Source organism: Candidatus Cloacimonadota bacterium (assembly GCA_021734245.1).
GTDB lineage: Bacteria > Cloacimonadota > Cloacimonadia > Cloacimonadales > TCS61 > B137-G9.
In genome coordinates, this window is sequence record JAIPJH010000007.1 from 24,861 (window position 1) to 49,054 (window position 24,194).

Annotated in this window: 22 protein-coding genes and 1 tRNA gene; 8 read left to right on the forward strand and 15 right to left on the reverse strand. The window is 37.2% G+C overall.

The features are described from left to right. Positions 1-59: 59 nt before the first annotated feature. From recO to K9N40_02285, 7 genes are all read right to left on the reverse strand, one after another. On the reverse strand, positions 60-815 hold the full coding sequence (gene recO, locus K9N40_02255) for a DNA repair protein RecO (protein MCF7813285.1): 756 nt from the start codon (positions 813-815) through the stop codon (positions 60-62). Next, complete coding sequence (gene glmS / locus K9N40_02260) at positions 816-2,654, reverse strand: glutamine--fructose-6-phosphate transaminase (isomerizing) (GenBank protein MCF7813286.1); 1,839 nt, start codon at positions 2,652-2,654, stop codon at positions 816-818. 1 nt (position 2,655) lies between these two features. Further along, positions 2,656-4,683: an ABC transporter permease subunit gene (locus K9N40_02265; protein MCF7813287.1), complete on the reverse strand. Its 2,028-nt coding sequence runs from the start codon at positions 4,681-4,683 to the stop codon at positions 2,656-2,658. Further along, complete coding sequence (locus K9N40_02270; protein MCF7813288.1) at positions 4,670-5,428, reverse strand: ATP-binding cassette domain-containing protein; 759 nt, start codon at positions 5,426-5,428, stop codon at positions 4,670-4,672. The genes K9N40_02265 and K9N40_02270 overlap by 14 nt, the downstream gene beginning before the upstream one ends. 118 nt (positions 5,429-5,546) lie before the next feature. Continuing rightward, positions 5,547-6,602 carry a M42 family metallopeptidase gene (locus K9N40_02275; protein ID MCF7813289.1) on the reverse strand — a complete coding sequence of 352 codons (1,056 nt, stop codon included), beginning with the start codon at positions 6,600-6,602 and terminating at the stop codon, positions 5,547-5,549. 22 nt (positions 6,603-6,624) lie between these two features. Next, positions 6,625-7,026 carry a cupin domain-containing protein gene (locus K9N40_02280; GenBank protein ID MCF7813290.1) on the reverse strand — a complete coding sequence of 134 codons (402 nt, stop codon included), beginning with the start codon at positions 7,024-7,026 and terminating at the stop codon, positions 6,625-6,627. Positions 7,027-7,055: 29 nt separating this feature from the next. Continuing rightward, entirely contained in the window at positions 7,056-7,283 is a 228-nt protein-coding gene (locus K9N40_02285) for a NifU family protein (GenBank protein MCF7813291.1), read from the reverse strand. A gap of 243 nt (positions 7,284-7,526) precedes the next feature. Between K9N40_02285 and K9N40_02290 the strand changes: the two genes are divergently transcribed. Further along, on the forward strand, positions 7,527-8,840 hold the full coding sequence (locus tag K9N40_02290) for a cyclic 2,3-diphosphoglycerate synthase (GenBank protein MCF7813292.1): 1,314 nt from the start codon (positions 7,527-7,529) through the stop codon (positions 8,838-8,840). Positions 8,841-9,382: 542 nt separating this feature from the next. Here the strand turns inward: K9N40_02290 and K9N40_02295 are convergent. Further along, positions 9,383-9,470: transfer RNA gene (locus K9N40_02295), tRNA-Leu, on the reverse strand. A gap of 152 nt (positions 9,471-9,622) precedes the next feature. On the opposite strand from K9N40_02295, the gene dnaX reads away from it, so the two are divergent. Then, on the forward strand, positions 9,623-11,236 hold the full coding sequence (dnaX, locus tag K9N40_02300; protein ID MCF7813293.1) for a DNA polymerase III subunit gamma/tau: 1,614 nt from the start codon (positions 9,623-9,625) through the stop codon (positions 11,234-11,236). Here dnaX and K9N40_02305 read toward each other — a convergent pair. After that, the gene (locus K9N40_02305) at positions 11,222-11,857 is read right to left on the reverse strand and encodes a polysaccharide deacetylase family protein (protein MCF7813294.1); all 636 of its coding nucleotides are present in this window, start codon (positions 11,855-11,857) and stop codon (positions 11,222-11,224) included. The genes dnaX and K9N40_02305 overlap by 15 nt on opposite strands. Before the next feature lie 117 nt (positions 11,858-11,974). On the opposite strand from K9N40_02305, the gene K9N40_02310 reads away from it, so the two are divergent. The 6 genes from K9N40_02310 to K9N40_02335 all read left to right on the forward strand — a co-directional run bounded on the left by K9N40_02310 (position 11,975) and on the right by K9N40_02335 (position 18,001). Beyond that, positions 11,975-13,066, forward strand: coding sequence for a glycosyltransferase (locus K9N40_02310; GenBank protein ID MCF7813295.1), 1,092 nt, complete (start codon positions 11,975-11,977; stop codon positions 13,064-13,066). A 23-nt stretch (positions 13,067-13,089) separates the two neighbouring features. Next, the gene (locus K9N40_02315; protein MCF7813296.1) at positions 13,090-13,659 is read left to right on the forward strand and encodes a class I SAM-dependent methyltransferase; all 570 of its coding nucleotides are present in this window, start codon (positions 13,090-13,092) and stop codon (positions 13,657-13,659) included. A gap of 9 nt (positions 13,660-13,668) precedes the next feature. Then, positions 13,669-14,286, forward strand: coding sequence for a uridine kinase (udk, locus tag K9N40_02320; GenBank protein ID MCF7813297.1), 618 nt, complete (start codon positions 13,669-13,671; stop codon positions 14,284-14,286). 8 nt (positions 14,287-14,294) lie between these two features. Beyond that, the gene (locus K9N40_02325; protein MCF7813298.1) at positions 14,295-15,635 is read left to right on the forward strand and encodes a DUF4139 domain-containing protein; all 1,341 of its coding nucleotides are present in this window, start codon (positions 14,295-14,297) and stop codon (positions 15,633-15,635) included. Positions 15,636-15,645: 10 nt separating this feature from the next. Next, positions 15,646-16,596 carry a diguanylate cyclase gene (locus tag K9N40_02330; GenBank protein MCF7813299.1) on the forward strand — a complete coding sequence of 317 codons (951 nt, stop codon included), beginning with the start codon at positions 15,646-15,648 and terminating at the stop codon, positions 16,594-16,596. Positions 16,597-16,831: 235 nt separating this feature from the next. Further along, positions 16,832-18,001, forward strand: a complete 1,170-nt coding sequence (locus K9N40_02335; protein MCF7813300.1) for a hypothetical protein — start codon at positions 16,832-16,834, stop codon at positions 17,999-18,001. 87 nt (positions 18,002-18,088) lie between these two features. On the opposite strand, the gene K9N40_02340 is transcribed toward K9N40_02335, so the two are convergent. From K9N40_02340 to K9N40_02365, 6 genes are all read right to left on the reverse strand, one after another. Further along, entirely contained in the window at positions 18,089-18,796 is a 708-nt protein-coding gene (locus K9N40_02340) for a pyridoxine 5'-phosphate synthase (GenBank protein MCF7813301.1), read from the reverse strand. A gap of 29 nt (positions 18,797-18,825) precedes the next feature. Next, positions 18,826-19,677 carry a peptidylprolyl isomerase gene (locus tag K9N40_02345; GenBank protein ID MCF7813302.1) on the reverse strand — a complete coding sequence of 284 codons (852 nt, stop codon included), beginning with the start codon at positions 19,675-19,677 and terminating at the stop codon, positions 18,826-18,828. Next, positions 19,674-20,603 carry a tRNA (adenosine(37)-N6)-dimethylallyltransferase MiaA gene (gene miaA, locus K9N40_02350; protein MCF7813303.1) on the reverse strand — a complete coding sequence of 310 codons (930 nt, stop codon included), beginning with the start codon at positions 20,601-20,603 and terminating at the stop codon, positions 19,674-19,676. Before miaA ends, K9N40_02345 begins: the two co-directional genes overlap by 4 nt. A 2-nt stretch (positions 20,604-20,605) precedes the next feature. Then, the gene (gene mutL / locus K9N40_02355; protein MCF7813304.1) at positions 20,606-22,438 is read right to left on the reverse strand and encodes a DNA mismatch repair endonuclease MutL; all 1,833 of its coding nucleotides are present in this window, start codon (positions 22,436-22,438) and stop codon (positions 20,606-20,608) included. A 1-nt stretch (position 22,439) separates the two neighbouring features. Next, positions 22,440-22,931, reverse strand: a complete 492-nt coding sequence (gene tsaA, locus K9N40_02360; GenBank protein ID MCF7813305.1) for a tRNA (N6-threonylcarbamoyladenosine(37)-N6)-methyltransferase TrmO — start codon at positions 22,929-22,931, stop codon at positions 22,440-22,442. A gap of 111 nt (positions 22,932-23,042) precedes the next feature. Beyond that, complete coding sequence (locus K9N40_02365) at positions 23,043-24,074, reverse strand: zinc-dependent alcohol dehydrogenase family protein (protein ID MCF7813306.1); 1,032 nt, start codon at positions 24,072-24,074, stop codon at positions 23,043-23,045. Between the last annotated feature and the right edge of the window lie 120 nt (positions 24,075-24,194).

Genomic DNA, 24,194 nt, shown 5'->3' on the forward strand with positions numbered 1-24,194 from the left:
TTTTCGACTTTTATCTCATCCCCACGACTGAAGTCATGGGCTAATTTGCAGCAGCAATCCTAAACCAGCAGCTCCAAACTTTTTAGATAAAACTTTTTGTGAAAATGCTCCGAAAGATGCAGAAGAAAAATTCTGTTCAGCTTCTGCATCATGGTTTTATCTAATTTAAAATCATTGAGCATATTACCTATTTGTCGTAAATTATTCAGGATAAATGCCTGTTGTTTAGATAGTTTGATCAGCTGATCACTTTGAACAGGACGATAGCAAGCGCTGCAGATAAAACCGTGTTTTTGGGGATAATAGGCAAAAAACGATTTATTTTTATTACATTCCAGGCATTTTTCTACATCGATCTCGATTCCGATGATAACGAACATGCGAAGTAGAAAACGCCAGAAAATAGCAATTCCATTTTTAGGAATCGCTCGAATATAATCTAAATAACTTACGATCAATTCATAAAGTTTATGATAATCACTCATTTCCAGGATTAGCTGGCGATAGATCTCAGCAGCAGCCTGCATTAGAATGCCATTTTCAAATTTCGTTTCCCGTAGATGAGCCTTGATCAATTCACCATCTTTGAAGATATGCCATTCACTGCTGGGATTTTTGTATAATGTAAAATCAACTTCATTCAGAATTTCCAGAAGACCGATCGCTTTACTTTTCTGTTTGCGCACGCCTTTTGCCATTAGCGTGATGTGCCCGAATTCTAATGTGAACACATCTAAGATCAAGCTGGTGTCGCTATATTTTGTTTTTCTAAGAATTATACCTTTTGCTGATATCTCTCGGTTAGAGGAACTCATCTATTCCACAGTTACGCTTTTTGCCAGGTTTCGGGGCTGATCAACATCCAGACCGCGCAGATTTGCCACGTGATATGCCAGCAGCTGAAGTGGAATAACAGAAAGTAATGGCTGCAGAGTAACGATAGTTCTAGGAATATAAATCACGCTTTCGGATTGCTCGATTATTCTTTTATCACCTTCGGTAGCAATCGAGATGATTCTTCCATTTCGGGCTTTCACTTCCTGCAGATTCGAAATGATCTTATCATAGATCGCATCGTCGGGAGCGATTGCTACAACCGGCATATTTTCATCGATCAAAGCAATCGGCCCATGTTTCATTTCTGCAGCCGGATAACCTTCGGCATGAATGTAAGAAATCTCTTTTAATTTTAGAGCTCCTTCCAAAGCCACCGGGAAATTCACACCACGCCCCAGATAGAGTGCATTTTGGGAATCAACCAGAGTTTTGGCTATTTCCAGAATATTATCGTTTTGATCTAAAATCTGCTGGATTTTTTCTGGAATTTTCTGCAATTCTTTGATGAAAGCTGTTCCAAAAGTTGGAGATATATTTCTCATTCTGCCCAATAAAACAGCCAGCATGGTTAAAATGGTTACTTGCGAGGTAAAAGCTTTTGTGGAAGCAACTCCAATTTCCGCTCCGGCATGAATATAAACTCCGCCATCCGATTCACGCGCTATCGTGCTGCCAACTGTATTCGTAATTCCTAAAACACGGGCACCTTTTGCTTTTGCTTCCCGCATTGCAGCCAGAGTATCGGCTGTTTCACCGGATTGGCTGATAAAAAATACAGGAGTAAATGTAGGAATGATCGGATTGCGATAGCGATATTCGCTGGCATATTCCACTTCTACTGGAACGCGTGCAATATTTTCGATAATATGCTTACCAATAAGTGCCGCATGCCATGATGTGCCACAGGCAATGATTTGCATTCTTTTGATGCGTCGTAATTCCTCACCTGTCATATTTAAACCACCCAGACGTACTGTAGAAAGTTCCTGAACCAAACGACCTCTAAAAGCATTTTCCACTGAAATCGGTTGTTCAAAAATCTCCTTTATCATAAAATGCTGATATTCACCTTTATCAATGGAAGAAACATCCCAATCTACTACAGAAACTTTTGCCTTTACTACTTGATTATCCAAAGTTGTGATCTCGAAATGATCGTTATCTATCGTTACGATCTCATTATCTTTCAAATAGATAACTTTCTTGGTGTGAATGATGATGGCACTCACATCAGAAGTTACGAAAAATTCGTGATTTCCAATTCCCAGAATCAGCGGACTGCCCTTTCTGGCAGCAACCATTTTTCCCGGGTGGTCACTGCTGATCACAGCGATCCCAAAAGTTCCTTCCACCAGCTTGAGAGCTTCCTGCACTGCCGAAGTGAGATCTTTGGTGTCATGTTCAAAATGCTCGATAAGATGCACCAGAACTTCCGTATCTGTTTCACTTACGAATTTATGATTTTCAGATTCAAGTTTTTTTCTTAAATTGCGATAGTTCTCGATTATCCCATTGTGGACAAGAGCAATTTTGTTGTGACAGCAAACATGTGGATGAGCATTTTCTCCGGTTGGTTTTCCGTGAGTAGCCCACCGGGTATGAGCAATTCCCAGTTTTCCTTCCACCAGTTCCGGAGATGGAAGTGTGCGTTCCAGTTCTATGATCTTCCCCGGTTTTTTGTGCACTTTCAATTCGTTATTCTTATCGATTATCGCCAAACCTGAACTGTCATAACCTCTATATTCTAAACGTTTTATACCTTCTACGATGATCGGTGTAGCATTTCTTTTTCCTATGTAACCTACGATTCCACACATATCAACTCTCCAAAATTTTTATCGGTTTTTGATTTGTTTTATTTATTTGAACGTAAACAAAATACATTATTGCAGCTGCTGGAATTATATACCAGTACGGCATGATTTCCTGGCCCAGAAGTTTATCCAGGATCGGTATCTTTCCTTCGAACGTGTTCAAGATAACTGCTAAACTATTATTCACAAAATGGGCAAACATCGGCACAAAAATACTGTTGGTTTTCAGCAGCAGAAAGCCCATCCACATTCCCAGAAGCGATGCTGGAACCAGACGAAATGGATCTAAATGATAAATTCCGAATAAAATTCCCGATATCACGATTGCTCTTGCTATTCCCTGTTTTTCAAATCCGCGAATGATATAACCTCGGAAAAGCGTTTCCTCACAAATTCCCGGAAGAACTCCAATAACGAAAATACTGAACCAGAAACCACCTTGTTGTGCTGTAAGGAAATTTTTCATTCCTTCCAGGTATGATTCAGAAATTGGGAAAAATAAATTAATTACCTGACTGATAACAGCAACGATAAGTAAAGCCGGAATCACGGCGATAATTGCCCAGACAAAGTTCATCGTTTTCGTTTTATTCAGCCTGATGGTCGATTTGATATTGGTTTTAGAAACGCGCAAAATCAAGAGAACTGGCAGAAGTATCAAAAAAATCTGAGTTTTGATAAGCCCTTTCATGATATCTGCAGTTTGCCATTTCGTTCCCAGATAATATAAAGCTAACAGCAACACAAAATATACCAACATTACAAATTGTGTATTGAAAATATCTTTTTTCCCTTTGCCCCAGAATTTCAAACTTTTTTCCTCTTCAGTTCGGAAAAGCACACTTTCGCTGTTGAAAAGCTTTATCGAAACTCCGATCAGCACAATATCCAGAATGATCGTGTAACCAATTATCAGGAGAAAATAATTCAGGCTGAAATCGCTGAGCATGATATCGCGGATCATCAGAGAAAAATTCACAATTGGAATAAGAGCAAAACCGGCATTCAATTCAAACCCCGGTAAAAAACTTACCATGGAAAGCATGATGCTTCCAAAAATTAGCGGCATCTGATAGCTTTGAGCTTCTTTGATATTGCGTGAATACGTGGAAATGGAAAGTAATATTGCCGAGAAAAAAGTGATCAAAGGCAACATCAATATCAGGATTAAAGCGAAATTACCCAGAGGAAGCTGAATATTGGTAACTTCTGCCCCTGCCTGACTGATGATGTGACTGAACGAAAAATACATACTGAAAAGATTACAGAGAACTGTGATAATGGAAATTGTAATGATCGTAAGGTATTTTCCTACAACCAGTTCATTACGTCGGGCAGCGCTCACCAGAATTGTTTCCAGGGTTCCCCGCTCTTTTTCTCCTGCCACCAGATCGCTGGCAATTACCGAAGCTCCGCTCACCGTTAAAATTATCAGTAAATAGGGCAGGAATTTTCCCAGGGCAAAACCGATCATTTTTTCCGGCGGTGCAATATTATCTTCCAATACATTCACCGCATCCAGAATATCAGGATTTACCTTTATTCTTTCTAAGCGAGATGATACAATTTTTTCCTCAATTTCTTCCATTACACGATAGATTTTATCATAAGTCAGGCTGCTTTTATCATCGGATTTATTGTAGCTGACTGTGACGATAAACTGTTGCAAACCATCTGCTGTTGTGCTGTCGGAGATCTCGACCAGAGCTTGAATAGAGTTCTCTTCTACCAGTTGCAGATAAGTCGATCTTTTATATTTAGTTACGCTTTCCATTATCTGGAAAGTCTCGACTTCCGCAATCGTATTTTCAATTTCAATCGCAGTTTCGTTCATAAGATTATTTTGAATATAAACTGTAGCTTCTTCCTCTTCCAGCTTCATTTCCTGGCGAGACATCATGGAGCTGAATCCGATCATGAGCAGCGGATATAAAATAAGTGGAAGTACAAATGAAGTTATCACCGTTCGACGATCTCGCAGCAGGTCCAGGAGTTCTTTGCGATATACTGTGAAAACTTTATTCAGATTCATTTTCTTCCTCCCGCTTTTCGTTTACAAAGTGAATGAAGATATCGTCCAGATCGTGCAAACCGGTTTCTTTTCGGAAATTCTCCCAGGTTCCTTCCACCAGCAGTTTACCTTCGTGGATCATTACAATCTTATCAGCAATTCGTTCTGCTTCCCGCATTATATGTGTGCTGAAAAGAACACATTTTCCCTGCTCTTTGCAATGATGAATAAAATTAACAATATTTTTTGCTGTAAGAATATCCAAACCGGCAGTTGGTTCGTCGAAGATCATCACAGGAGGATCGTGAATTATCGATCGGGCAATCGATACTTTCTGTTTCATACCGGTGGAAAGCAGATCGATCTTTTTATCCAGGAAGTCATGCATATCCAGAAGATCAGCCATTTCCTGAATTCTCAATTTAATATCACTCTCAGAAACATCATACAGCCTGCCAAAATAAGTTATCACTTCCCTGGCAGAAAGACGTGCGTAAAGCCCTGTATCACCGGACAAAAATCCCAGATTCGCTCTTACATTCTGTGCCTGTTTCAAAATATCGAAACCTTCTACCAAGGCAGTTCCACCAGTGGGTTGCAAAACTGTAGACAGCATTCTCATGGTTGTGGTTTTACCAGCTCCATTCACTCCCAATAAAACCACAATTTCACCTTTGTGGGCACGGAAAGAAAGATCGTTCACAGCAAAAAGCTCTCCCCCATTTTTCTGCACGAACATTTTAGATAAATTTTGTACTTCAATCATAATTCCTCAATCAATAAACATTAATTTTGCTTAATTAGAATTAATAGGATTTTGAATCAAGCTTTTTTAGATAAAAAAAATAGCAGGACAGCAAAAAAGCCATCCTGCCCAATATAATTTAAACAGACGGAATGAAGTCTGTTTCGTCGTCGATCAGTCGAATAAATTCTGCTACGATCTTTACAGCACCATCCAGATCTTTGAAAGAAATTATTTCATTTGGAGTGTGCATATAACGATTTGGAATACTGACCAAGCCCGCTGCTACACCGGAACGAGATGTCTGGATCGCATTTGCATCTGTACCAGTTCCTCTAGGAGCTGCATGAACTTGATAATCAATTTTTGAATTTGCCGCGGCTTTTTTCAAGATTTCAAATACTTTGGGATTGATGTTTGCACCAACAGAAATGCTGGGTCCTTTTCCCAGGTCGCATTCACCCAGAATATCTTTACTCATGCCGGGATAATCGGAAGCATGTGTTACGTCGATAGCAATTCCCACCTGAGGGTCGATGCCGAATGTACTGGTTGTCGCACCGCGCAGACCGATCTCTTCCTGAACAGAAGAAACTGCAAAAACATTGGCTGCCACTTTCTCATTTTCCAATTCTTTTAAAACAGCACCGGCAACGTAAACACCAGCTTTGTTGTCAGTAGCTTTGGTTGTAACAAAATCGCGGCTCAGCATCTCCATACCAGGAGAGAAAGTAACAATATCGCCAACAGCTACTTTTTTCTCTGCAGCTTTTTTGTCTTTTGCCCCAATATCGATCCATAGATCTGATAGTTTGGGAGCTTGCTTTCTTTCTTCCGGTTTTAATAAGTGAATGGGTTTTCTGCCAATAACTCCACGTACAACTTTTCCGTTATGATAAATATCGACACGCAATCCTGGCAATAAACTCGGATCTACACCACCCACAGGTTTGAAGCGCAAGAAACCTTTATCGGTAATATAATGGATCATCAAACCAATTTCATCGGCATGACCAACCACCATAAATCGAATTTTACCAGTTCCTTTTTTGAGTGCGATCACGTTTCCGTGTACGTCTGTTTTAACTTCATCTGCCAGATCTTTCACATAGTTTCGATAAACTTCCTGAGCAGGCTGTTCATATCCGGAAGGACTTGGAGCCAGCACCAGATCTTTAAAGAATTTCTTGTCCATTTATTTCTCCCTTTTATAAAAATTAACAATTATTCGCTACACCAGCAGCAAATGGATTCACGCTTTTCTTCTCTTCTTTCTTCGGTTTTTCGTTTGGGATCATGCACAAAAATTTGAGAACTGTATCACCATCATTTACATAATTGTGTTTCATCTGAGGTTCTACATAAACAATATCACCTTTCTTAAATGGAATTTCACCATCTTCTGTGGTAAGATGTCCTTCTCCTTCCACGATATAATTTTCATGTTCCCATTCATGAGCATGATATGGTGTAAAGCCACCTGGTTCGACTTCAAACATTCTCATGGCAAAATTCGGAGCACCATCTTTGGCAGAAACCAGCCAGCGGATCTTCACCTTTTTTGCACCATCCATTGTAACATCTTCCAAAGGAACATCTGTATAATGGGAATGTTTCATCCTTTCCTCCAAAAAAATCTTTTAAGAAATTATACTGATATAACTTCTTTCACTTCAGGAATTTCTTCTTTCAATACTCTTTCAATTCCAGCTTTCAAGGTAAGAGTAGCCATTGGACAGCTTCCACAAGCACCTTGCAGTTTCACCTCAATTACATTATCTTCACGTACATTCACCAATTCACAATCTCCACCATCTGCCTGCAGTGATGGGCGAACTTTATCCAGAACTTCCTGAACTTTTGCTTTATCTAACATTTTTCCTCCGTTGCAGATTCTTTTCAGAACTGCTTATTTATTTTTCTTATTCTTTTATTTTACTTACCGAAAAATAATATAGTTCAAAATAGTAAAGAAAAAAGGAATAAATTATTTTCATTTAATAAAGTTAACTTATAGTGAACTTCATTTAGAATCAAATCCTGAATTTCCTTGACCACTAAACCCTATTTTAAAGATTGACAGAGAATTAATTTTTAAAATAAAAATGAGGAGTGAGAGATGAAGAAGAAAGTCATCATTATGGGTGCTGCAGGACGTGATTTTCACAATTTCAATTGCTATTATCGCGATAATGAAAATTACTATGTGGTTGCATTCACAGCAACGCAAATTCCCGATATCGATGGAAGAAAATATCCCGCTGAATTAGCTGGAAAACTCTATCCTGAAGGTATCCCCATTCTGGCAGAAGAAGAGATCAAGGAATTGATCCAGAAACATGATGTTGACGAAGTTGTATTTGCATACAGCGATGTCCCTCATGAACGAGTTATGAATATTGCTTCTCTGGTAAATGCAGCCGGAGCAGATTTCAAACTTATCGGAATGAAAGAATCACGCATCAAAACAACCAAACCGCTTATTTCAATTTGCGCTACCAGAACTGGTTGTGGAAAAAGTCAAACAACAAGACGCGTAGTAGAAATTCTGAAAGCTAAAGGCTTGAAAGTGGCTTCGATCCGCCATCCAATGCCTTACGGTGATCTGGTTAAGCAAAAAGTTCAAAGATTTGCTGAGCTTGCTGATCTGGAAAAACATGAATGTACAATCGAAGAAATGGAAGAATATGAACCACATATCATGATGGACAGCATCATTTATGCTGGAGTAGATTATGAAGCTATCGTGCGTGAAGCAGAAAAAGAAGCAGATGTTATCATCTGGGATGGCGGAAATAACGATACTTCTTTCTATACTTCCGATAAAGAACTTACTATTGTTGTTGTAGATCCTCACAGACCAGATCATGAAAGATTGTATTACCCAGGCGAAACAAATTTGATAGCTGCTGATGTTGTTGTTATCAATAAGATCGATTCAGCTGATCCGGAAGGAATTCAAATCGTACGCGATAACATCCGTGAACTTAATCCAGATGCTATTGTTATCGACGGAGCTTCTCCACTTACAGTTGATAAACCCGAACTGATAAAAGATGCTAACGTTCTGGTTGTGGAAGACGGACCTACACTCACACATGGCGAAATGCAGTATGGAGCTGGTGTAGTTGCAGCCGAAAAATATGGTGCTGCTGATCTTGTAGATCCTCGCCCATTTGCTGTTGGAACTATCGCTGAAACATTTGAAAAATATCCTGAGATTGGAATTCTGCTTCCTGCCATGGGTTATGGCAAGCAGCAGATGAAAGATCTGGAAGAAACAATCAACAACACTGAATGTGATGCAGTTATAATTGGAACTCCAATTGATCTTACAAGAATCATCAAAGTTAATAAGCCTACAGTAAAGATCGGTTATAGCCTACAGGAGATTGGACATCCAACTCTGGAAGATGTTTTAAAAGATTTCTAAATAATCGAAATCAATAAATTAAGGGCAGATAATTTTCTGCCCTTTTTTTACCCATAACTTTTTTTACTCATAGCAGACTTGATAGATCTGAATTAAGTTAAACGGCAAAATCCTTGAAAAAAAGCAGATTTTTCCGTCATTCAGACATTTCTTGCACATTGCTCATACGGCTTCGTGCTGATTCGATGGTACAGGTTTGAAGAATACGAAACGGAGTTTCGTTGGAAATTACATTCCAAAACGGGAGTTTTGGAACGAGAAGAGTTTTGGAACGAGAAGAGTTTTTGTATCTCGATCACTCCTGATCGAGAAGTGCCATTATTCTGCCTGCCCTGTGGAATGCAGCTTTGCTGCTGGTTTTTCCAATTCCACCGGGCCAACCAAGGCTTAATCGCGAATTCTTTCGGGACGAAGGCTGGACATTTCTTGCACGTTGCTCTTACAGCTTCGTGCTGATTCGATGGTACAGGTTTGAAGAATCACATTACAATTTTAAAAATAAAAAAAAATATTTTGTTCGTTTTAGTTGGTTAATGAAAAATTGGTGCAGAAGGGGGGACTCGAACCCCCACAGGCATATTGCCTACTAGACCCTGAACCTAGCGTGTCTACCAATTTCACCACTTCTGCAACAGTGCGGATAAAATTTCACACCATTTTTGAGTCAAGAAAAAAAAGCAAATTCATTCTGGAAAATGAATTCAATGTTATATTAATAAATAATTGACAAATTTATCTATGATTTGAATTTCCAGACAAATGAAAAATTGGATGAAATAGAAATGGCATATTTAGTATTAGCAAGAAAATACAGACCTCAAACTTTTGAAGAGATCTATGCGCAGGATCACATAACACAGATCTTAAAAAATACAATTGATTTGGATAGGACAGCTCATGCTTATCTTTTTACCGGTCCACGTGGAGTAGGTAAAACTTCTCTGGCTCGAATATTTGCCAAAAGTTTGAATTGCCTGGAAAATGGACCAACAACTCATCCCTGCAATAAATGTCAGAATTGTACAGAGATCACCTCTGGAATTTCTGCAGATGTAATCGAGATCGATGGCGCTTCCAATACAGGTGTAGAAGACATTCGCGAGCTGCAGAAAGAACTGATGTATTCTCCATCCAATTCTCTTTATAAAATCTACATTATCGACGAAGTTCACATGCTTTCCAAGAATGCTTTTAATGCACTTTTAAAAACTCTGGAAGAACCTCCCAAAAATGTGATTTTTATTTTTGCAACAACTGAGCCACATAAAGTAATTGCAACTATTATATCTCGTTGTCAGCGTTTTGACTTCAAACGAATTCCAATTCCCGATATTATCAGCAGGCTGCAGGAAATCTGTGAACTGGAAAATATATCCATTGATAAAGAAGCTCTTTTTATGGTTGCCAAAAAAGCTGATGGAAGTATGCGGGATGCCCAATCACTGATGGATCAGGTTCTTGCCTATGGAAAAGAACACATTGCACTAACAGATGTTCTTTCGATATTTGGGATTGTTCATTTTGATATTTTTCATAAGATCATGGAATTTATAGCTCAAGAGGATGCAACCAGCATTATCAAGCTTCTACACGACGTACTGGAAAAAGGCAATGATATTCAGGAATTCATAAATGGACTACTGGATTATATTCGAAATTTACTGCTTGTGAAAGTAAATATAGAAGTTCCAACCATGAGCGATGCAATCCTGAAAGAAATGCAGGAACTGACTTCCAATTTTTCAGAGAATGACCTTTTATATTTGATGAGTATTCTGGTGAAAGCTAAGATGGATATAAAAAGCAGCACAAATCCAATTCTTGTAACAGAGATGACTTTTATCAAAATTGCAAAACTCCAGAAGCTGCAAGCATTGGATGATATTCTCAATAATCTTGGCAATTTTGAATCCGAACCAGTGGCTCAAATAAAAAGAGAAAAACCAAAGCAACCCAAACCTTCCAGAGAAGAAATCAGCAAAAAAACTGAAGAAGTAAAACACGTGATGGAAAAGGAAATCGATGAAGATAGACCAAATGTGGATTCCCTTTCGGAAGAGGTTTACAAAAAGTATTTACCGCAAATCATCAGGCTAATAAAAAAAGAAAAACCAATGGTGGGAACTTATCTGGAGAAAAGTCAACTGGAAAGCATTCAAAACAACGTGATAAACTACTCTGTTTCCAAACAAATGGCTTACAACTACCTGATGGATGGAAAGAATATAATTTCAGATATTTTTTCTAACTTTTTTAAGTTGCGAATTAAAGTACATTTTGATCATAAAGAAAAAGAAAAAAGTGATGAGATCGTTAATCCTACTTTGGAAGATATTCGTCGGGAATCTCCCATTATAGCAGATTTCATCGAGAAAACAGATTCAATTTTCGATTAGCATTTCATTTATAGTTAAAAAGTTGTAACCTTCATTTTTCAGATTTGGAAGTGCTTCTTTCAAAGCTTCAATTGTAAAATTTCTATCAACTGTACTATCTATAAATTTTCCTGCATCGTGCATCACGATTATGCACCCAGGTTTAACTTTTCTATAAAGTCTTTTTAAGATTTGCTGTTTAGAAGTGGCTTTGAAATCTTTTGTGGATGCATTCCAGATGATCATTTGTTTATTCAAAGTCTTCATAACTCGAAACGTATTCAGATCGAATCTACCATATGGTGGACGAAAAGGAATATCTCCTTCCACACCACATTTTCGTAAAAGCTTCTCAGTCTTTTTGATGTCTTCTCTCATCGATCTTTGAGAACGAAATATGAAATTTCGATGATCCATGGAATGATTGGCAACTTGATGACCATTTTCTAAGATATTTTTTATAATTTTTTTATATTTTTCTATTTTACAGCCACTTACAAAAAATGTAGCTTTAACCTGATGCTGTTTTATAATTTCCAGAATCTTTTGTGTGTGAACAGGGTGCGGCCCGTCATCAAAAGTAAGTGCAATATTCTTGTTTTGCCCAGAAAAACTGAAATGAACATTCTTGCAACCAAACATCATTATTCCTCATTATTATTGACTTCAATCATCATCTATTTAATTTTGATTTTAATAAATTGTGGTTGGGAAAGTGGTCAAGATATTTACACTTCCCAGGAATGGAGTAGATGGTAGATGGAAATTTTTCTTTCTTTAGCAGTTTTATATTCAGTTCTCATTTTATTTTTCTTTTTGGGATTGCATTCACCGAAAGCACAGAAAAATACTACAATTAACAAAATATCCATCATCGTAGCTGCCAGAAATGAAGCTGAAAATCTACCGAAATTACTGAATAGGTTAACTAGTCAGAATTATCCGACTGAAAAATACGAGATCATAATCTGCGATGACCGATCTGACGATAATTCAACTGCGATAATAAAAGAATTTCAAAGTGAGAATCCAAATCTGCAATTGATTCAGATCAAGGAAGAAGATCCAAAAATTTTGGGCAAAAAGGGAGCAATAACAACTGCTGTTAAAGCTTCAAAATATGATATTCTGGCGTTCACTGATGCTGACTGCCAACCGTCAGTAAATTGGCTGCAAGAAATCAATAAACATTTTCCGGAAGATGTCGATTTTGTAGCAGGATATTCAACAATCCAGCATGAAAATAAGTTTTTTGGATTAATGAAGAATCTGGAACGTTCTGCAATATTTGCTGTAATTGCCGGTGCCTTTGGTTTTAACTGGGGAATTACTGCTACAGCTGGAAATATGGCATATCGAAAAAAACTGTTTGATGAAGTGAATGGATTTGAAGGAATCGGTCACATCCGTTCTGGCGATGATGACCTGATGCTGCATAAAATGTGGAAGTTCATCAGAAACCTGCGTTTCATGTTCTCAACCGATTCGATAGTTGTTACGCAAGGTTGTGCAGATGTGCAGCAACAGATAAATCAGGAAACAAGGCGTGGTTCAAAATGGAAAATCTATCCGTTTTCGATAAAACTTGTTACACTTCTTGTGATGTTGTTTTACATTAGTTATATTCTGCTGCTCCTGTTTACAATTCTTGGAAGTTATACCTGGTGCTTCTTTGGTATCGTCACATTTTTAAAAATCGTTCCTGAGTTTCTTTTAACTTTTTCGTTTCTTCTCAAGGTTAAAAATCTTAAATATCTTCAGGTCTTCCCCATTGCGGAGATCATCTACATTCCATATTTCATTTTTTTTGGCTTGAAAGGAACTTTTGGTAAATATCGCTGGAAAGAATAAATGGAAAAAAATAGAGAAACAAAATGAATATGTATGATCTTGTAGAAAAAAATAAAACTGAATTCAGTCGATTCAAAGTACAAAATGATAATATTCGTAGGCTTTGGAATATTTCGGGGAAATGTGCTGAATTGCTTTATATTATGGTTCTTTCCAAACAACCAAAATCAATCCTGGAGATTGGTTCATCCAATGGATACTCTACTTTCTGGTTATCGCTGGCAGCAGAAAAAGTGGGTGCAAATATTATTTCCATTGAAGTTGATGAAAGCCGTTTTAGACTAGCAAAAGAAAATCTAAAAAACCGGAAAAATGTTGAATTGATCAATGCTAAAGCAGAAGAGATTCTTCCAAAAATAGAAACTGAATTTGACTTCATTTTTATAGATGCCGGAAAAATAAATTATATCGATTATCTTAAGCTGATCGTTCCAAAACTAAAAGAAAAATCCATCATCATTGCAGATAATGTGATCTCTCATCAACACACGGTTAAAGAATATCTTGACTTTATAAAATCAGATTCCCGTTTTGAGAGTATGATGTTGCCCTTGGATACGGGATTAGAGATCTCGATATTCAAAGGAGAATAAGGAGATTTAATGTCACATCCTGTTGTAATTGGAATATCGGGCGGAACTGGTTCGGGTAAAAGCACCATAACCGAAGCAATTCAAAAGCAAGTTGATTGTGAAATAACTTTAATTCAACAAGATAATTATTACAAAAGTTTCGGGCACCTTCCCAAAAAAGAAAGAGAAAAGATAAATTTTGACCATCCTGCCACTTTTGATACAGAGCTTCTGATCGAGCACGTTTCACATTTGAAAAAATCGATACCGATTGAAATGCCTTTATACGATTTTAAAACGCATATGCGAACAAATGAGACCGTAACAAAAAAACCATCTCGGATAATTATTCTGGAAGGAATTCTTATTTTCGAAAATCCCGATTTACGTGATCTGATGGATATCAAAATATTCGTAGACACAGATGCCGACGTTCGCATTTTACGCCGCATTGTGCGTGACATGAATGAGCGTGAAAGAACCCTGGAATCGGTACTCGAACAATATTACAATACTGTCCGGCCCATGCATATCGAATTTGTGGAACCAAGCAAGAAATACGCAAATATCATTATTCCCGAAGGTGGGCAGAATACGATCGGAATTGATATGATAGTAGCAAAAATAAATGATATCAGCAAGAAATAGGAGAAATTATGAATAAACTATTTTGTATAATTATTGTCTTCAGTTTTTTATCAATTTGCCTGGCAGATCAGGTTACAATTTATAATGACAATTTTTCTTTAGTTCGAACTTCACTGGAACTTGATCTGGAAAAAGGTGTGCAAAATGTTTTTATAGATGACATCCCGTCCACAATAGAATCAAGTTCCGTGATAATAAAACCACAGAACGGAAAAATTGAAATCTTCAGCCAGAACTATGAATACGATCTGGCAAACACGAATCAGATCTTACGAAAATACATAGGAAAAGAAGTGGAAGTGATCAGCGTTACCGATCAAGTTTTTGCAGGGATACTCCAATTTAATGATTATCAGACTATTGGAATTTTAGATTCTGTTACAAACAAACTTACTCTTTTAAATTATAAGGAAGTCAGGAATATTAATTTAGCAGAACTTCCTGCAAATTTCTTTCTGAAACCAACTCTGAATTGGAAGCTAAAATCTGAAAAATCGGGAAAACATAATATAGATTTTTCTTACCTTTGTTATGGAATGATGTGGGAAGTAACCTACAATTGCGTTTGGAATGCCGAAAGTGAAAAACTTGATATTAACAGCTGGGTAACGATTACCAACGAAACAGGCAAAGCCTTCCAAAATACAAAACTTAAATTAATTGCTGGTGATGTAAATAAAATACCTCAATATAGAGGTGGTCGAACTAATGAAGTTGTGTACGCAGTGGATGGAATGAAAACAAAATCTCCACAATTCGATGAAAAAGCTTTTCACGATTTCCATCTCTACACACTCAGTGAAAACGTAAACATCAACAACAATCAAACTAAGCAGTTAAGACTTTTCCCAATAAAAACTGTGCAGGCCGAACAAACTTATGAATATAAAACCTATAGTAATGAAGTAAGAGGAATTATTAAATTCCAGAACAGCAAGAAGAATGGGCTGGGTTTACCACTTCCCAAAGGTGAACTGAAATTGTACCAGAAAGATGAAGCTGATGATCAACTGGAGTTTATTGGTGAAGATCGTATTGATCATACTCCCAAAGATGAAGAAGTTAAGATCCAAACCGGAAATGCATTCGATCTGATAGCCGAAACCAAAGTAACAGACTCCAGGAAGATAACGAAAAATGTCAGTGAAAAAGATATTGTTGTATTTTTGAAGAATCGTTCGAATAAAGATAAGGAAATAATCATTTCTCACAACTTATCGGGTAATTGGACAATTGAAAAAGAAAATGTTTCTTACAAAAAAGAAGATGCATTTAACGTTAAATTCATTAAAATATTAAAAACAGGTGAAGAAGCAGAAGTAACCTGGACAGAAAGAATCGAATATTAGAGGAGGATATATGAACTTGAATATTGCTAAATACAGTAAAATGTATAATGATGTTCTTAATGTTTGTTCTGTAGAAGAAAACTTAACAAGGATCATCGAAAACGTTAAAATTGAACTTCCCTTTCAATCTTTAGGTGTTTTTATAAAAATACCAAACATGGATATTTTCCGATATAAATTCGGAGAAAACATCAGCAAACAATTTGCAAAAAGTACTATTTTTACTGTAGCTGATCCTTTAATTCAGGAATTGACTAATCTAAAACCGGTCGATATGAAGTTTCCTGGTCAGTATATGTTTGAACATGAATATTCTCATTTACTTATAGCTCCTATACTTTATAGAAAAAAATTGAAGGGTTTTATTTTTGTAGATAAAGAAGAAGGTTATTTTGAAAAAAATGATGTACATAAATTAAAAGCTTATAGTGGAATTATCAGTTTTATTATTCGTGTATCCAGAATAGAAGAAGAACTGAATCAACATAAAGACAATTATGAATATTTCATGGTTTATAATAGACCCGCTTTCATACAGAAATCTGCCCTTGTATTTTCCATGATGAAAAGATACAATCGTTATCTTTCTCTGGCTATCTTCAAAATCGGAAATTATAAAAAAGTTTTACGTGTTATCAAGGAATTGAAGACAGAAAGATTTATAGAAAATGTGAGTACCAGTTTTCAACACGATCTTCGTCAATCTGACCTGGTAGGGCTGCTGGCTAAAGATGAAATAGCAATTCTTCTACCCGAAACTTCAGCAAAAAATGCTGTGATCACCCTGAATCGATTGCGAAAAAAGATTCAAGATGTTGATCATATAAAAACCTGTAAGATCGGATGGGGAATCAGAACACTTTGCGATGCTGATAAAAACATCGATGATATTATTGAAAATGCCGAAAAAGCAGCTTTTGAATCTTATAAAAATAGTAAATCGGAGATAGTATTATCATAAGTTGACCAAGTTTATATTTTTGATAGAGTTCCTGCTCAATATTTATCAATAAAATAAACTTTAAATACTTTTTGTTGAATTGAATTATTGTTCGGTTTTGCACTCGAACTGTACGTAAACGAACATATTGCAAACGATTACAACGCTTCTAATCCTTTTATTTAAAGTCATATACACTTTTGGCACGACTTATGCTTACTTGTATTCCAGAATTAATAGAAGTGAGGTAATGATCATGAAAAAAGTTTTATTTTTAACTCTTATCCTAGTATTGGGAACGTTCCACGCTTTCCCTTTCGAACAAGAACCCAATTGTGAAAACATGACGTTCAAACCAAGTTTTGCCTTTTATGGCAATAACAATTTATCGGTAATATCAGCAGGTAGAGGATATACAGGAATTGCTGCAGAGGGCGGTCTGTCGGCAACAAATCTGAATCCTGCGTCATTAACAATTCCATATACAGCTCAGGCTTATTATGAATATGGAATAAAAAATGAATTTACTGTGGATGAAGGTACTTCTTCCCAGGTAGATCTTAGCAATTATAAAGCTGGAGCCAGCTACGGAGCTGCCTACAGAGTAAATGACAATATCAATGTTGGATTGCTTTACAGCAAAGCCAATAATCTTCGAGTAGATTACGGAACAGTTCACAATTATGACTGTAGCGGACTGATCGTGATCGAATCATTCGACCAGTATGAAAAAGCAGCTATCTCAGTTTTAAGTATTCCCGTAGCCTACAAATTGAATGAGATTTTCACTCTTGGAGTTGGTTTAAATACTCATATTTATCATGCACAAACCAGTAGAGCCTGTATGAATGAATACGAAGAATGGGAACATTTCAACGGTGAGATCGATTTTGTTCTCTTCCGTCCAAAAGCTGGAATAATTGCTAATTTTGGTCAGAATTTTTCTGTGGGAGCTACATTTGTTTCACCAGCCACAAAACGTGTAAAAGAAGAAGTGTGCTGGGAAGAGATCAAGTATGATAAAAACTCATTTGCAACTCAACTGGCTATTGGCACAAAATATTCATTTGGTTCTTTTCCCTTAACCGTTTTAGCAGATTACAGATATTCTAATGAAGCTGTAAATGTGGAATTCCTGGATAAACATGAAGCAAGTATTGGTTTGGAAAGCAAGCTACTTCCTTTCTTAACTTTAAGAACTGGTTTTATGTATCAAAATGATTATAGAGATCTTGATTATGTTCAGGATAACTCATTATACTGGTGCGACCAGGATTCTTATGAACAGAATTTTGCTACAGCAGGTGCAAGTGTAAAATGGCGAAAAACCACCTGGGATCTAGCTGTAATGCATAGCGGTTTTGCTTCCGATCTTTCTCAAACTTATGTTAAACTCGGTTTGACTTTAGATCTGGAGCAGCAATAGGTTTTTCATAAATCCTCCCATAAAGATTTATGCTAAAAAAAGCCCTCGATTTTTCGAGGGCTTTTTGTTTAAAATTTTGTTTTTTTTTTATGAATTTATAAGCGTCTTCATCTCCAGCACGGCTTCTGCCAATCCAGTAAAAACAGCACGTGAAATGATACTGTGTCCTATATTGTATTCTTCAATGATATCAAGTTCGACCAATCTTTGCACATTGTGGTAATTTAAGCCGTGACCTGCAACAACTCTAATACCTAATTCCCTTGCTTTGAAGGCAGCTTTATTTATTCTTTTTATCTCTTTTTCAATTTCTACTTTATCTTTACAATTGGCATACTTTCCTGTGTGTAATTCAACTGCATCAGCTCCGATTTTCTTGGCTTTTTCCACCATTGTAAGATTTGGCTCGATAAAAACGCTGACTTCAATACCGGAATCTTTTAATTTCTTAATTCCAATTTTATGATCATCTACCAGCTTCAATCCACCTTCTGTGGTTAACTCTTTTCTTTTTTCTGGAACTAAAGTCACGGTATCAGGTTTTATTTTTTTTGCAATGAGAATCATTTCTCCTGTTGCTGCCATTTCCAGATTCAACCTTGTATGGATCAATTCGCGCAGTAACTCAACATCTTTATCCTGAATATGCCGTCTATCTTCCCGCAGGTGAACAGTTATCTGATCTGCTCCGTGTTGCTCTGCCAGAAGTGCAGCTTGAATTGGTTCCGGTTCATCTCCCAGCCTTGCTTGTCTTATTGTAGCTACATGATCGATATTAACTCCGAGTAAAATCATAAAATATTTTCTCCTTAACTAATAATTGATTATAGATTTTTAAGGTTGATCAGAATTTCTGCTTCGCTTCGCAATTTTTTGATATGTTTGATCATCTGCAATTCACGGTCGATCTGCTTAAGTCTTTTTACAAGTGCTTCTTTCACATCATCAAATTCGGCTACTTTGCTTTCTTTGCGATCCGTTACCATGATAAGGTGATAGCCAAACTGTGTTTTTACTGGTTTACTGATCTCATCGATCTCCAATTTGAAAGCTACGTCTTCAAAAGGTTTTACCATTTTTCCTCTACTAAAATAACCAAGATCTCCAGAACTTCCACAGCTTGGACATTCGGAAATTTCTTCAGCTTTTGATAAAAAATCTTTAGGTGATTCGATTGAATCTCTGATTTCAGAAATCTTTTTTAAGCTGTTTTCGCAACTTCCTTTAATTAATATGTGAGAAGCTTTGATCATTTCCTGCGTGACGAATGAAGCCTTATTTTCCTGGTAAATTTCGTTTAGTTTTTTCACTGGAATCTCTTCCGGAGGTGGAAAATTTTCTCTTACAAATCTTTTTATCAAGAGTTCATCATGAATTTTATCTTTAATTTTCTCATGATCCAAATCATTATTTGCCAGCATTTCATCAAAATGTTCCTTAGAATCAAACTTAAGCATCAATTCCACAAATTCTTCTTCAACATCATATGTATCGATCTCCAAATCAGAATTTCTGGCTTCTTCCAAAAGCAGATATGCATCTATCAATTGCTCGACCGCTCTTCGTTTTGCTTCTTCATTTGGTTCTTCCAGGCACATTTGATGAAGAACATTTAGCAGTTCAGCTTCATATTCAGGTTTTTCAATCTTATAATCGTTCACTATCGCAATTATCATGTTTTCATTTTCTCCATCCAATTTTTAATACCTTTTAATACAGCATATAAGGTAATATCAGAAGCCTCTAATGTCAAATCAAAAACTGTCTTTCGATACCAAGTCAGTTGCCTTTTGGCATAATTTCTCGTGTGTTGTTTGATGTCGTTCAGACATTCATCCAGAATTTTCTTTTCTTTCTGGAAGGCAAATAACTCTTTATAACCAACAGTATTCATTCCTGGTGAATCTTCATTATAACCCATTTCAAGCAGGTTTTGGAATTCTTCTATCAATCCCATTTCAACCATTTTATCCACTCGATCATTGATCTTCTTATACAGGATTTCACGGTTTTCATTGATTAGAATATTGAAAAAAATGAAATCATTTTTTCCGGCTGGATTTTCCTGCCATAATTGAGTTATTGTTTTTCCTGTGTGCTCAAAAACTTCCAAAGCTCTGATAATTCTGTTTGCGTCATTAGGATTGGCTCGTTCCGCAGAATCGGGATCGACCTGTTTTAGTTTGTCGTGTAGAAATTCAGATCCTTTTTCTTCTGCAATTTTCTGGAGTTCTTTTCTGATCTTTCGGGGAATGTTCGGGGCTTTGAAAATTCCTTCCTGCAAAGCTTTGATGTAGAACATCGTTCCACCGCAAACTATAGGAAGTTTTCGAATTCTATGCAAAGATTTGATACACTCAGAAGCATCACGAGCAAAATCTCCGGCACTGTATTCCTGATTCGGTTCAATAATATTGATGATGTGATGTTTTACTGTTTTCTGTTCTTGCAATGAAGGTTTAGCAGTTCCAATATTTAGATATTTATAAACCTGGCGGGAATCAGCAGAGATAATATCAGTCTTGAACTCTGCGGCCAGCTGCATTGCAAGTTGGCTTTTCCCCACCGCAGTCGGTCCTTGAATTACAACTACCGGGATCATTACTAAGTTCGTTTAAACCTTTTTTCAAATTCTATCAGTGGCATTTTGATAATAAGCGGTCTGCCGTGGGGACAGAAGTAAGGAACTTCGCAGGCAAAGAGATCGTTTATCAGTGCCAGCATCTCCTTCTTCCCCATTTTTTTGCCGGCTTTTATGGCAGCTTTGCAGGCAACCGATTTGGAAATACTGTCTCTGAAATCTTCCGTTTCGGCAAATTCATCTTCCAGTTGTTTGATGATCTCAATGAAGATATCTCCGCCATCCCAATCCTCCAATTCAATCGGGATTTCATCGATCACAATCGAATTTCCGCTGAATGTTTTGATGCTGAATCCGATCTTTTGAAACACTTCCAGGTTTTCGCTGATCAAATCAGGAACTGTCTGGCTGAGATGTGGTGGCAGATCGATCACGATCGGGAAAAGCAGTTTCTGTGTTTGAGCTGGAGCTCCATGAATGCGATGCAGAATCTTTTCGTAAATAATGCGTTCGTGCGCTGCATGCTGATCAATGATCATGAGACCTTCTTCCACCTGCACAAAAATGTAGCTCTGATGCAGCTGCCAGGGATTGATCACATCTTCTTCCGGACGTAGAAACATATCCTTCTTGGTTGGAATTATCCTTTCCTGGATTTTCTCATCAGTTTCAGTAGGCTGTTTAAAAATATCAGGTTGATAGATCTGCTTGAATTCCCTCTTTACCTGGCTGAAACGCTTTTTATCAGTCTTTTTATTAAATATTCTGGATTCAATTTTTGTTGTTTTCCCTGTATCAACTGTATTGGAAATTTTATTTTTAAGTTCTTTGAATTTATTATCTTCATAGCTTAAAAGAAGTTTACTGATCGCATTCTTTACAAACGCATGAACTTTTCCTGGATCTCCAAACCGTATCTCCATTTTAGCAGGATGAACATTAAAATCTACCTGCGATGGATCGACTTGTAAAAATAAAATGAAAGGAGGTGTTTTGCCCTGCTGAAAAATTCTGAGCTTCCTGATAAATGGTTCGTAGGCAGATTTGATGCTGTGAAGCACGATCTTATCTCGAATAAATCTACCGTTTACAAACAAATAACGATAATCGGCAAAACCTTGATTATCTTCCTCCAAACCAGAAATATAACCAGTCAGTTTCATGTCCTGATTTTCTACTTTTACTTCAATCAGATCTTTCTGCAGAAAATCCCTGCCGAAAATCGCCTGGAAGCGTTTATCTTTATCTTCTTCCGCTGGATAATTTAGTTTTTCTTTTCCATTTGCAATTAAGCGAAATTGGATCTGGGGATATAAAATTGCCTGATAATGCAGGTAATTGAGAATATGTTTGTATTCAACGGGAGTTGATTTCAGGAATTTTTTACGAGCAGGAACGTTACTGAATAATTTGCGAACTGTGATCGTAGTTCCCACATTTGCCGAGGTTTTGGAAAAATCGGTTAATCTGCCGCCGTCAAATTCTACTTTAGAAGCCATCTGACTTTCTTCATCGCGAGTAATAAGTGTGAGTTTGCTGACCGATGCAATACTGGGCAGGGCTTCGCCGCGAAATCCCAGAGATGAGATCTTGAAAATATCGGTAACAGTACGAATTTTGCTGGTGGCATGACGTTCAAAACACTGCATCGCATCGTCTTCACTCATTCCGATACCGTCATCTGTAATCTGGATCAAGCGTTTTCCGCCCTCTTCAATCTGGATCGTTATTTTACTCGCACCGGCATCGATGGAGTTTTCCACCAGTTCTTTTACCACCGAAACCGGACGTTCGATCACTTCTCCGGCCGCGATCCTGTTAGCAACTTCTTCCGATAAAACCTTAATCTTACCCATTTTATTTTATAAACCTGTCATCCGAATTTTTGGTTCGGAAATTCTTTACCTTATTTTCCAGCCAACCCACTTTTATTTCTTCTTCACTATCCACCATCGGCACATACGGCTTGATGTCTAAAAGCGGAGTTCCGTCCACGATGTCAATATTAGAAATGTGTAAAATGTTTTTCTCGATCTTATTCAACTTTACTATCGACATTCCGATCTGGTTTGGCCGTCGTGGAGCACGTGTGGCAAAAACTCCCCGTATTTCATCTTCCATGAATGGTTTAACAAGAAGATTATATTCTACCGAAAGATGAAAATTAAATATTAGAACGATATATGAGAATTTATCCAGATCTTTCAATCCTTCAGCAAACTCTGGAAAAACTTCGATTGTTGCTTTGATGCCTTTGCCACCCATTGGTTGAATCGGCATATCTTTACGTTCTTTGAACGGTGTGTGAATTATTCCGATTGGTCGGAATGTGATTTGATTTGCATCCATTAATTTTCCTTTTTTTATCTCAGCCGCTTTTGCCTGAGTTTTGCTCGTTACAGATTAATTCTCAATCTCAGCCACTCTTGTTTGAGTTTTTCTCGTTCAGGAGTGAACGAGTTACAGATTAATATTCAAAACTTTTGCACCTCTTATATTTCCCTGTTTTAGTTCCATAAGAGCTTTATTGGCATCTTCAAGTTTATATTCTTTTATTTCCGGTTTAATGGGAATTTTGGCAGCAAGTTGCAAACATTCTTCAATGTCTTCCGCAGTTACATTTGCCACGCTTTTGATCTCTTTTTCCTGCCAGAGATGTTCTTCGTATTTTATTTTCTTCCACTCATCAATATCTGAGTTTTCTTTTCGGATAGCATTAATAACTAATCTACCACCCGGTTTCAGAACATTAAGAGCAGCAATAACCGGTTTCCAGACTGGTGTTGTATCGATAATTGCATTACACAATTCAGGTGTAATTTCTGTAGTATTTCCTGCCCAATCTGCTCCTAATTCTATGGCAAACTTTCGTTCTTTGGGATTGCGGGCAAATATAAAAAACCTGGATTTTGGATATTTGTGTTTTGCCATTTCTAACACAAGATGACCAGAGGCACCAAAACCGGTTAATCCTAAAACATCTCCGTCTTTCAGATTTGCTAATTTCAAAGATCTATATCCAACTCCACCGGCACAAAGCAAAGGAGCTGCTTCTGAATCGCTGAAAATATCAGGAATTTTGTAAGCATATTTTTCCGGAACTGTCATGTATTCGGCATAGCCACCATTTACATCGCGTCCTGTTGCTTTGAAATCGACACAGAGATTTTCATCTCCCCTCAGGCAGAATTCACACTTCCCGCAAGCCGACCAGATCCAACCTGCTCCGACTCGATCACCGATTTTGTGCTTGTTTACTTCAATTCCGATTTCTACAACTTTTCCCACAACTTCATGCCCCAAAACAAGTGGAAATTTATGCGGAGGAGTTCTGCCTTCGATCTCATCCAATTCGGTATGACAAACACCGCAAACCGAAACTTTGATCAAAATTTCATTTTCTTCTGGTTTCGGCGTTGGAATCTCAGACAAGATCACGGAATTGGATTCTTTGGTTAGATCGTGGATTTTGGTTAAGGTTTGTGCTTTCATTATTTTATTTCTCCAAATAACACCTTTGCTTTATCAAGCATTTTAATTTTCTTCCAAGATCAACTTTACTCTGTACCACCCTTCTCCAGCCTTCGCTCAACTTCGGCTTGGCAGGCAAGA

Coding starts and splice junctions, on each gene's coding strand:
- K9N40_02265 (MCF7813287.1), bottom strand. CDS start 4,683: ATGAATCTGAATAAAGTTTTCACAGTATATCGCAAAGAACTCCTGGAC.
- K9N40_02270 (MCF7813288.1), bottom strand. CDS start 5,428: ATGATTGAAGTACAAAATTTATCTAAAATGTTCGTGCAGAAAAATGGG.
- miaA (MCF7813303.1), bottom strand. CDS start 20,603: ATGATCCCGGTAGTTGTAATTCAAGGACCGACTGCGGTGGGGAAAAGC.
- glmS (MCF7813286.1), bottom strand. CDS start 2,654: ATGTGTGGAATCGTAGGTTACATAGGAAAAAGAAATGCTACACCGATC.
- K9N40_02290 (MCF7813292.1), top strand. CDS start 7,527: ATGAAGAAGAAAGTCATCATTATGGGTGCTGCAGGACGTGATTTTCAC.
- K9N40_02275 (MCF7813289.1), bottom strand. CDS start 6,602: ATGGACAAGAAATTCTTTAAAGATCTGGTGCTGGCTCCAAGTCCTTCC.
- K9N40_02345 (MCF7813302.1), bottom strand. CDS start 19,677: ATGATAATTGCGATAGTGAACGATTATAAGATTGAAAAACCTGAATAT.
- K9N40_02330 (MCF7813299.1), top strand. CDS start 15,646: ATGAACTTGAATATTGCTAAATACAGTAAAATGTATAATGATGTTCTT.
- K9N40_02335 (MCF7813300.1), top strand. CDS start 16,832: ATGAAAAAAGTTTTATTTTTAACTCTTATCCTAGTATTGGGAACGTTC.
- K9N40_02315 (MCF7813296.1), top strand. CDS start 13,090: ATGAATATGTATGATCTTGTAGAAAAAAATAAAACTGAATTCAGTCGA.
- K9N40_02325 (MCF7813298.1), top strand. CDS start 14,295: ATGAATAAACTATTTTGTATAATTATTGTCTTCAGTTTTTTATCAATT.
- udk (MCF7813297.1), top strand. CDS start 13,669: ATGTCACATCCTGTTGTAATTGGAATATCGGGCGGAACTGGTTCGGGT.
- K9N40_02305 (MCF7813294.1), bottom strand. CDS start 11,857: ATGTTTGGTTGCAAGAATGTTCATTTCAGTTTTTCTGGGCAAAACAAG.
- recO (MCF7813285.1), bottom strand. CDS start 815: ATGAGTTCCTCTAACCGAGAGATATCAGCAAAAGGTATAATTCTTAGA.
- tsaA (MCF7813305.1), bottom strand. CDS start 22,931: ATGGATGCAAATCAAATCACATTCCGACCAATCGGAATAATTCACACA.
- K9N40_02310 (MCF7813295.1), top strand. CDS start 11,975: ATGGAAATTTTTCTTTCTTTAGCAGTTTTATATTCAGTTCTCATTTTA.
- dnaX (MCF7813293.1), top strand. CDS start 9,623: ATGGCATATTTAGTATTAGCAAGAAAATACAGACCTCAAACTTTTGAA.
- K9N40_02340 (MCF7813301.1), bottom strand. CDS start 18,796: ATGATTTTACTCGGAGTTAATATCGATCATGTAGCTACAATAAGACAA.
- K9N40_02365 (MCF7813306.1), bottom strand. CDS start 24,074: ATGAAAGCACAAACCTTAACCAAAATCCACGATCTAACCAAAGAATCC.
- mutL (MCF7813304.1), bottom strand. CDS start 22,438: ATGGGTAAGATTAAGGTTTTATCGGAAGAAGTTGCTAACAGGATCGCG.
- K9N40_02285 (MCF7813291.1), bottom strand. CDS start 7,283: ATGTTAGATAAAGCAAAAGTTCAGGAAGTTCTGGATAAAGTTCGCCCA.
- K9N40_02280 (MCF7813290.1), bottom strand. CDS start 7,026: ATGAAACATTCCCATTATACAGATGTTCCTTTGGAAGATGTTACAATG.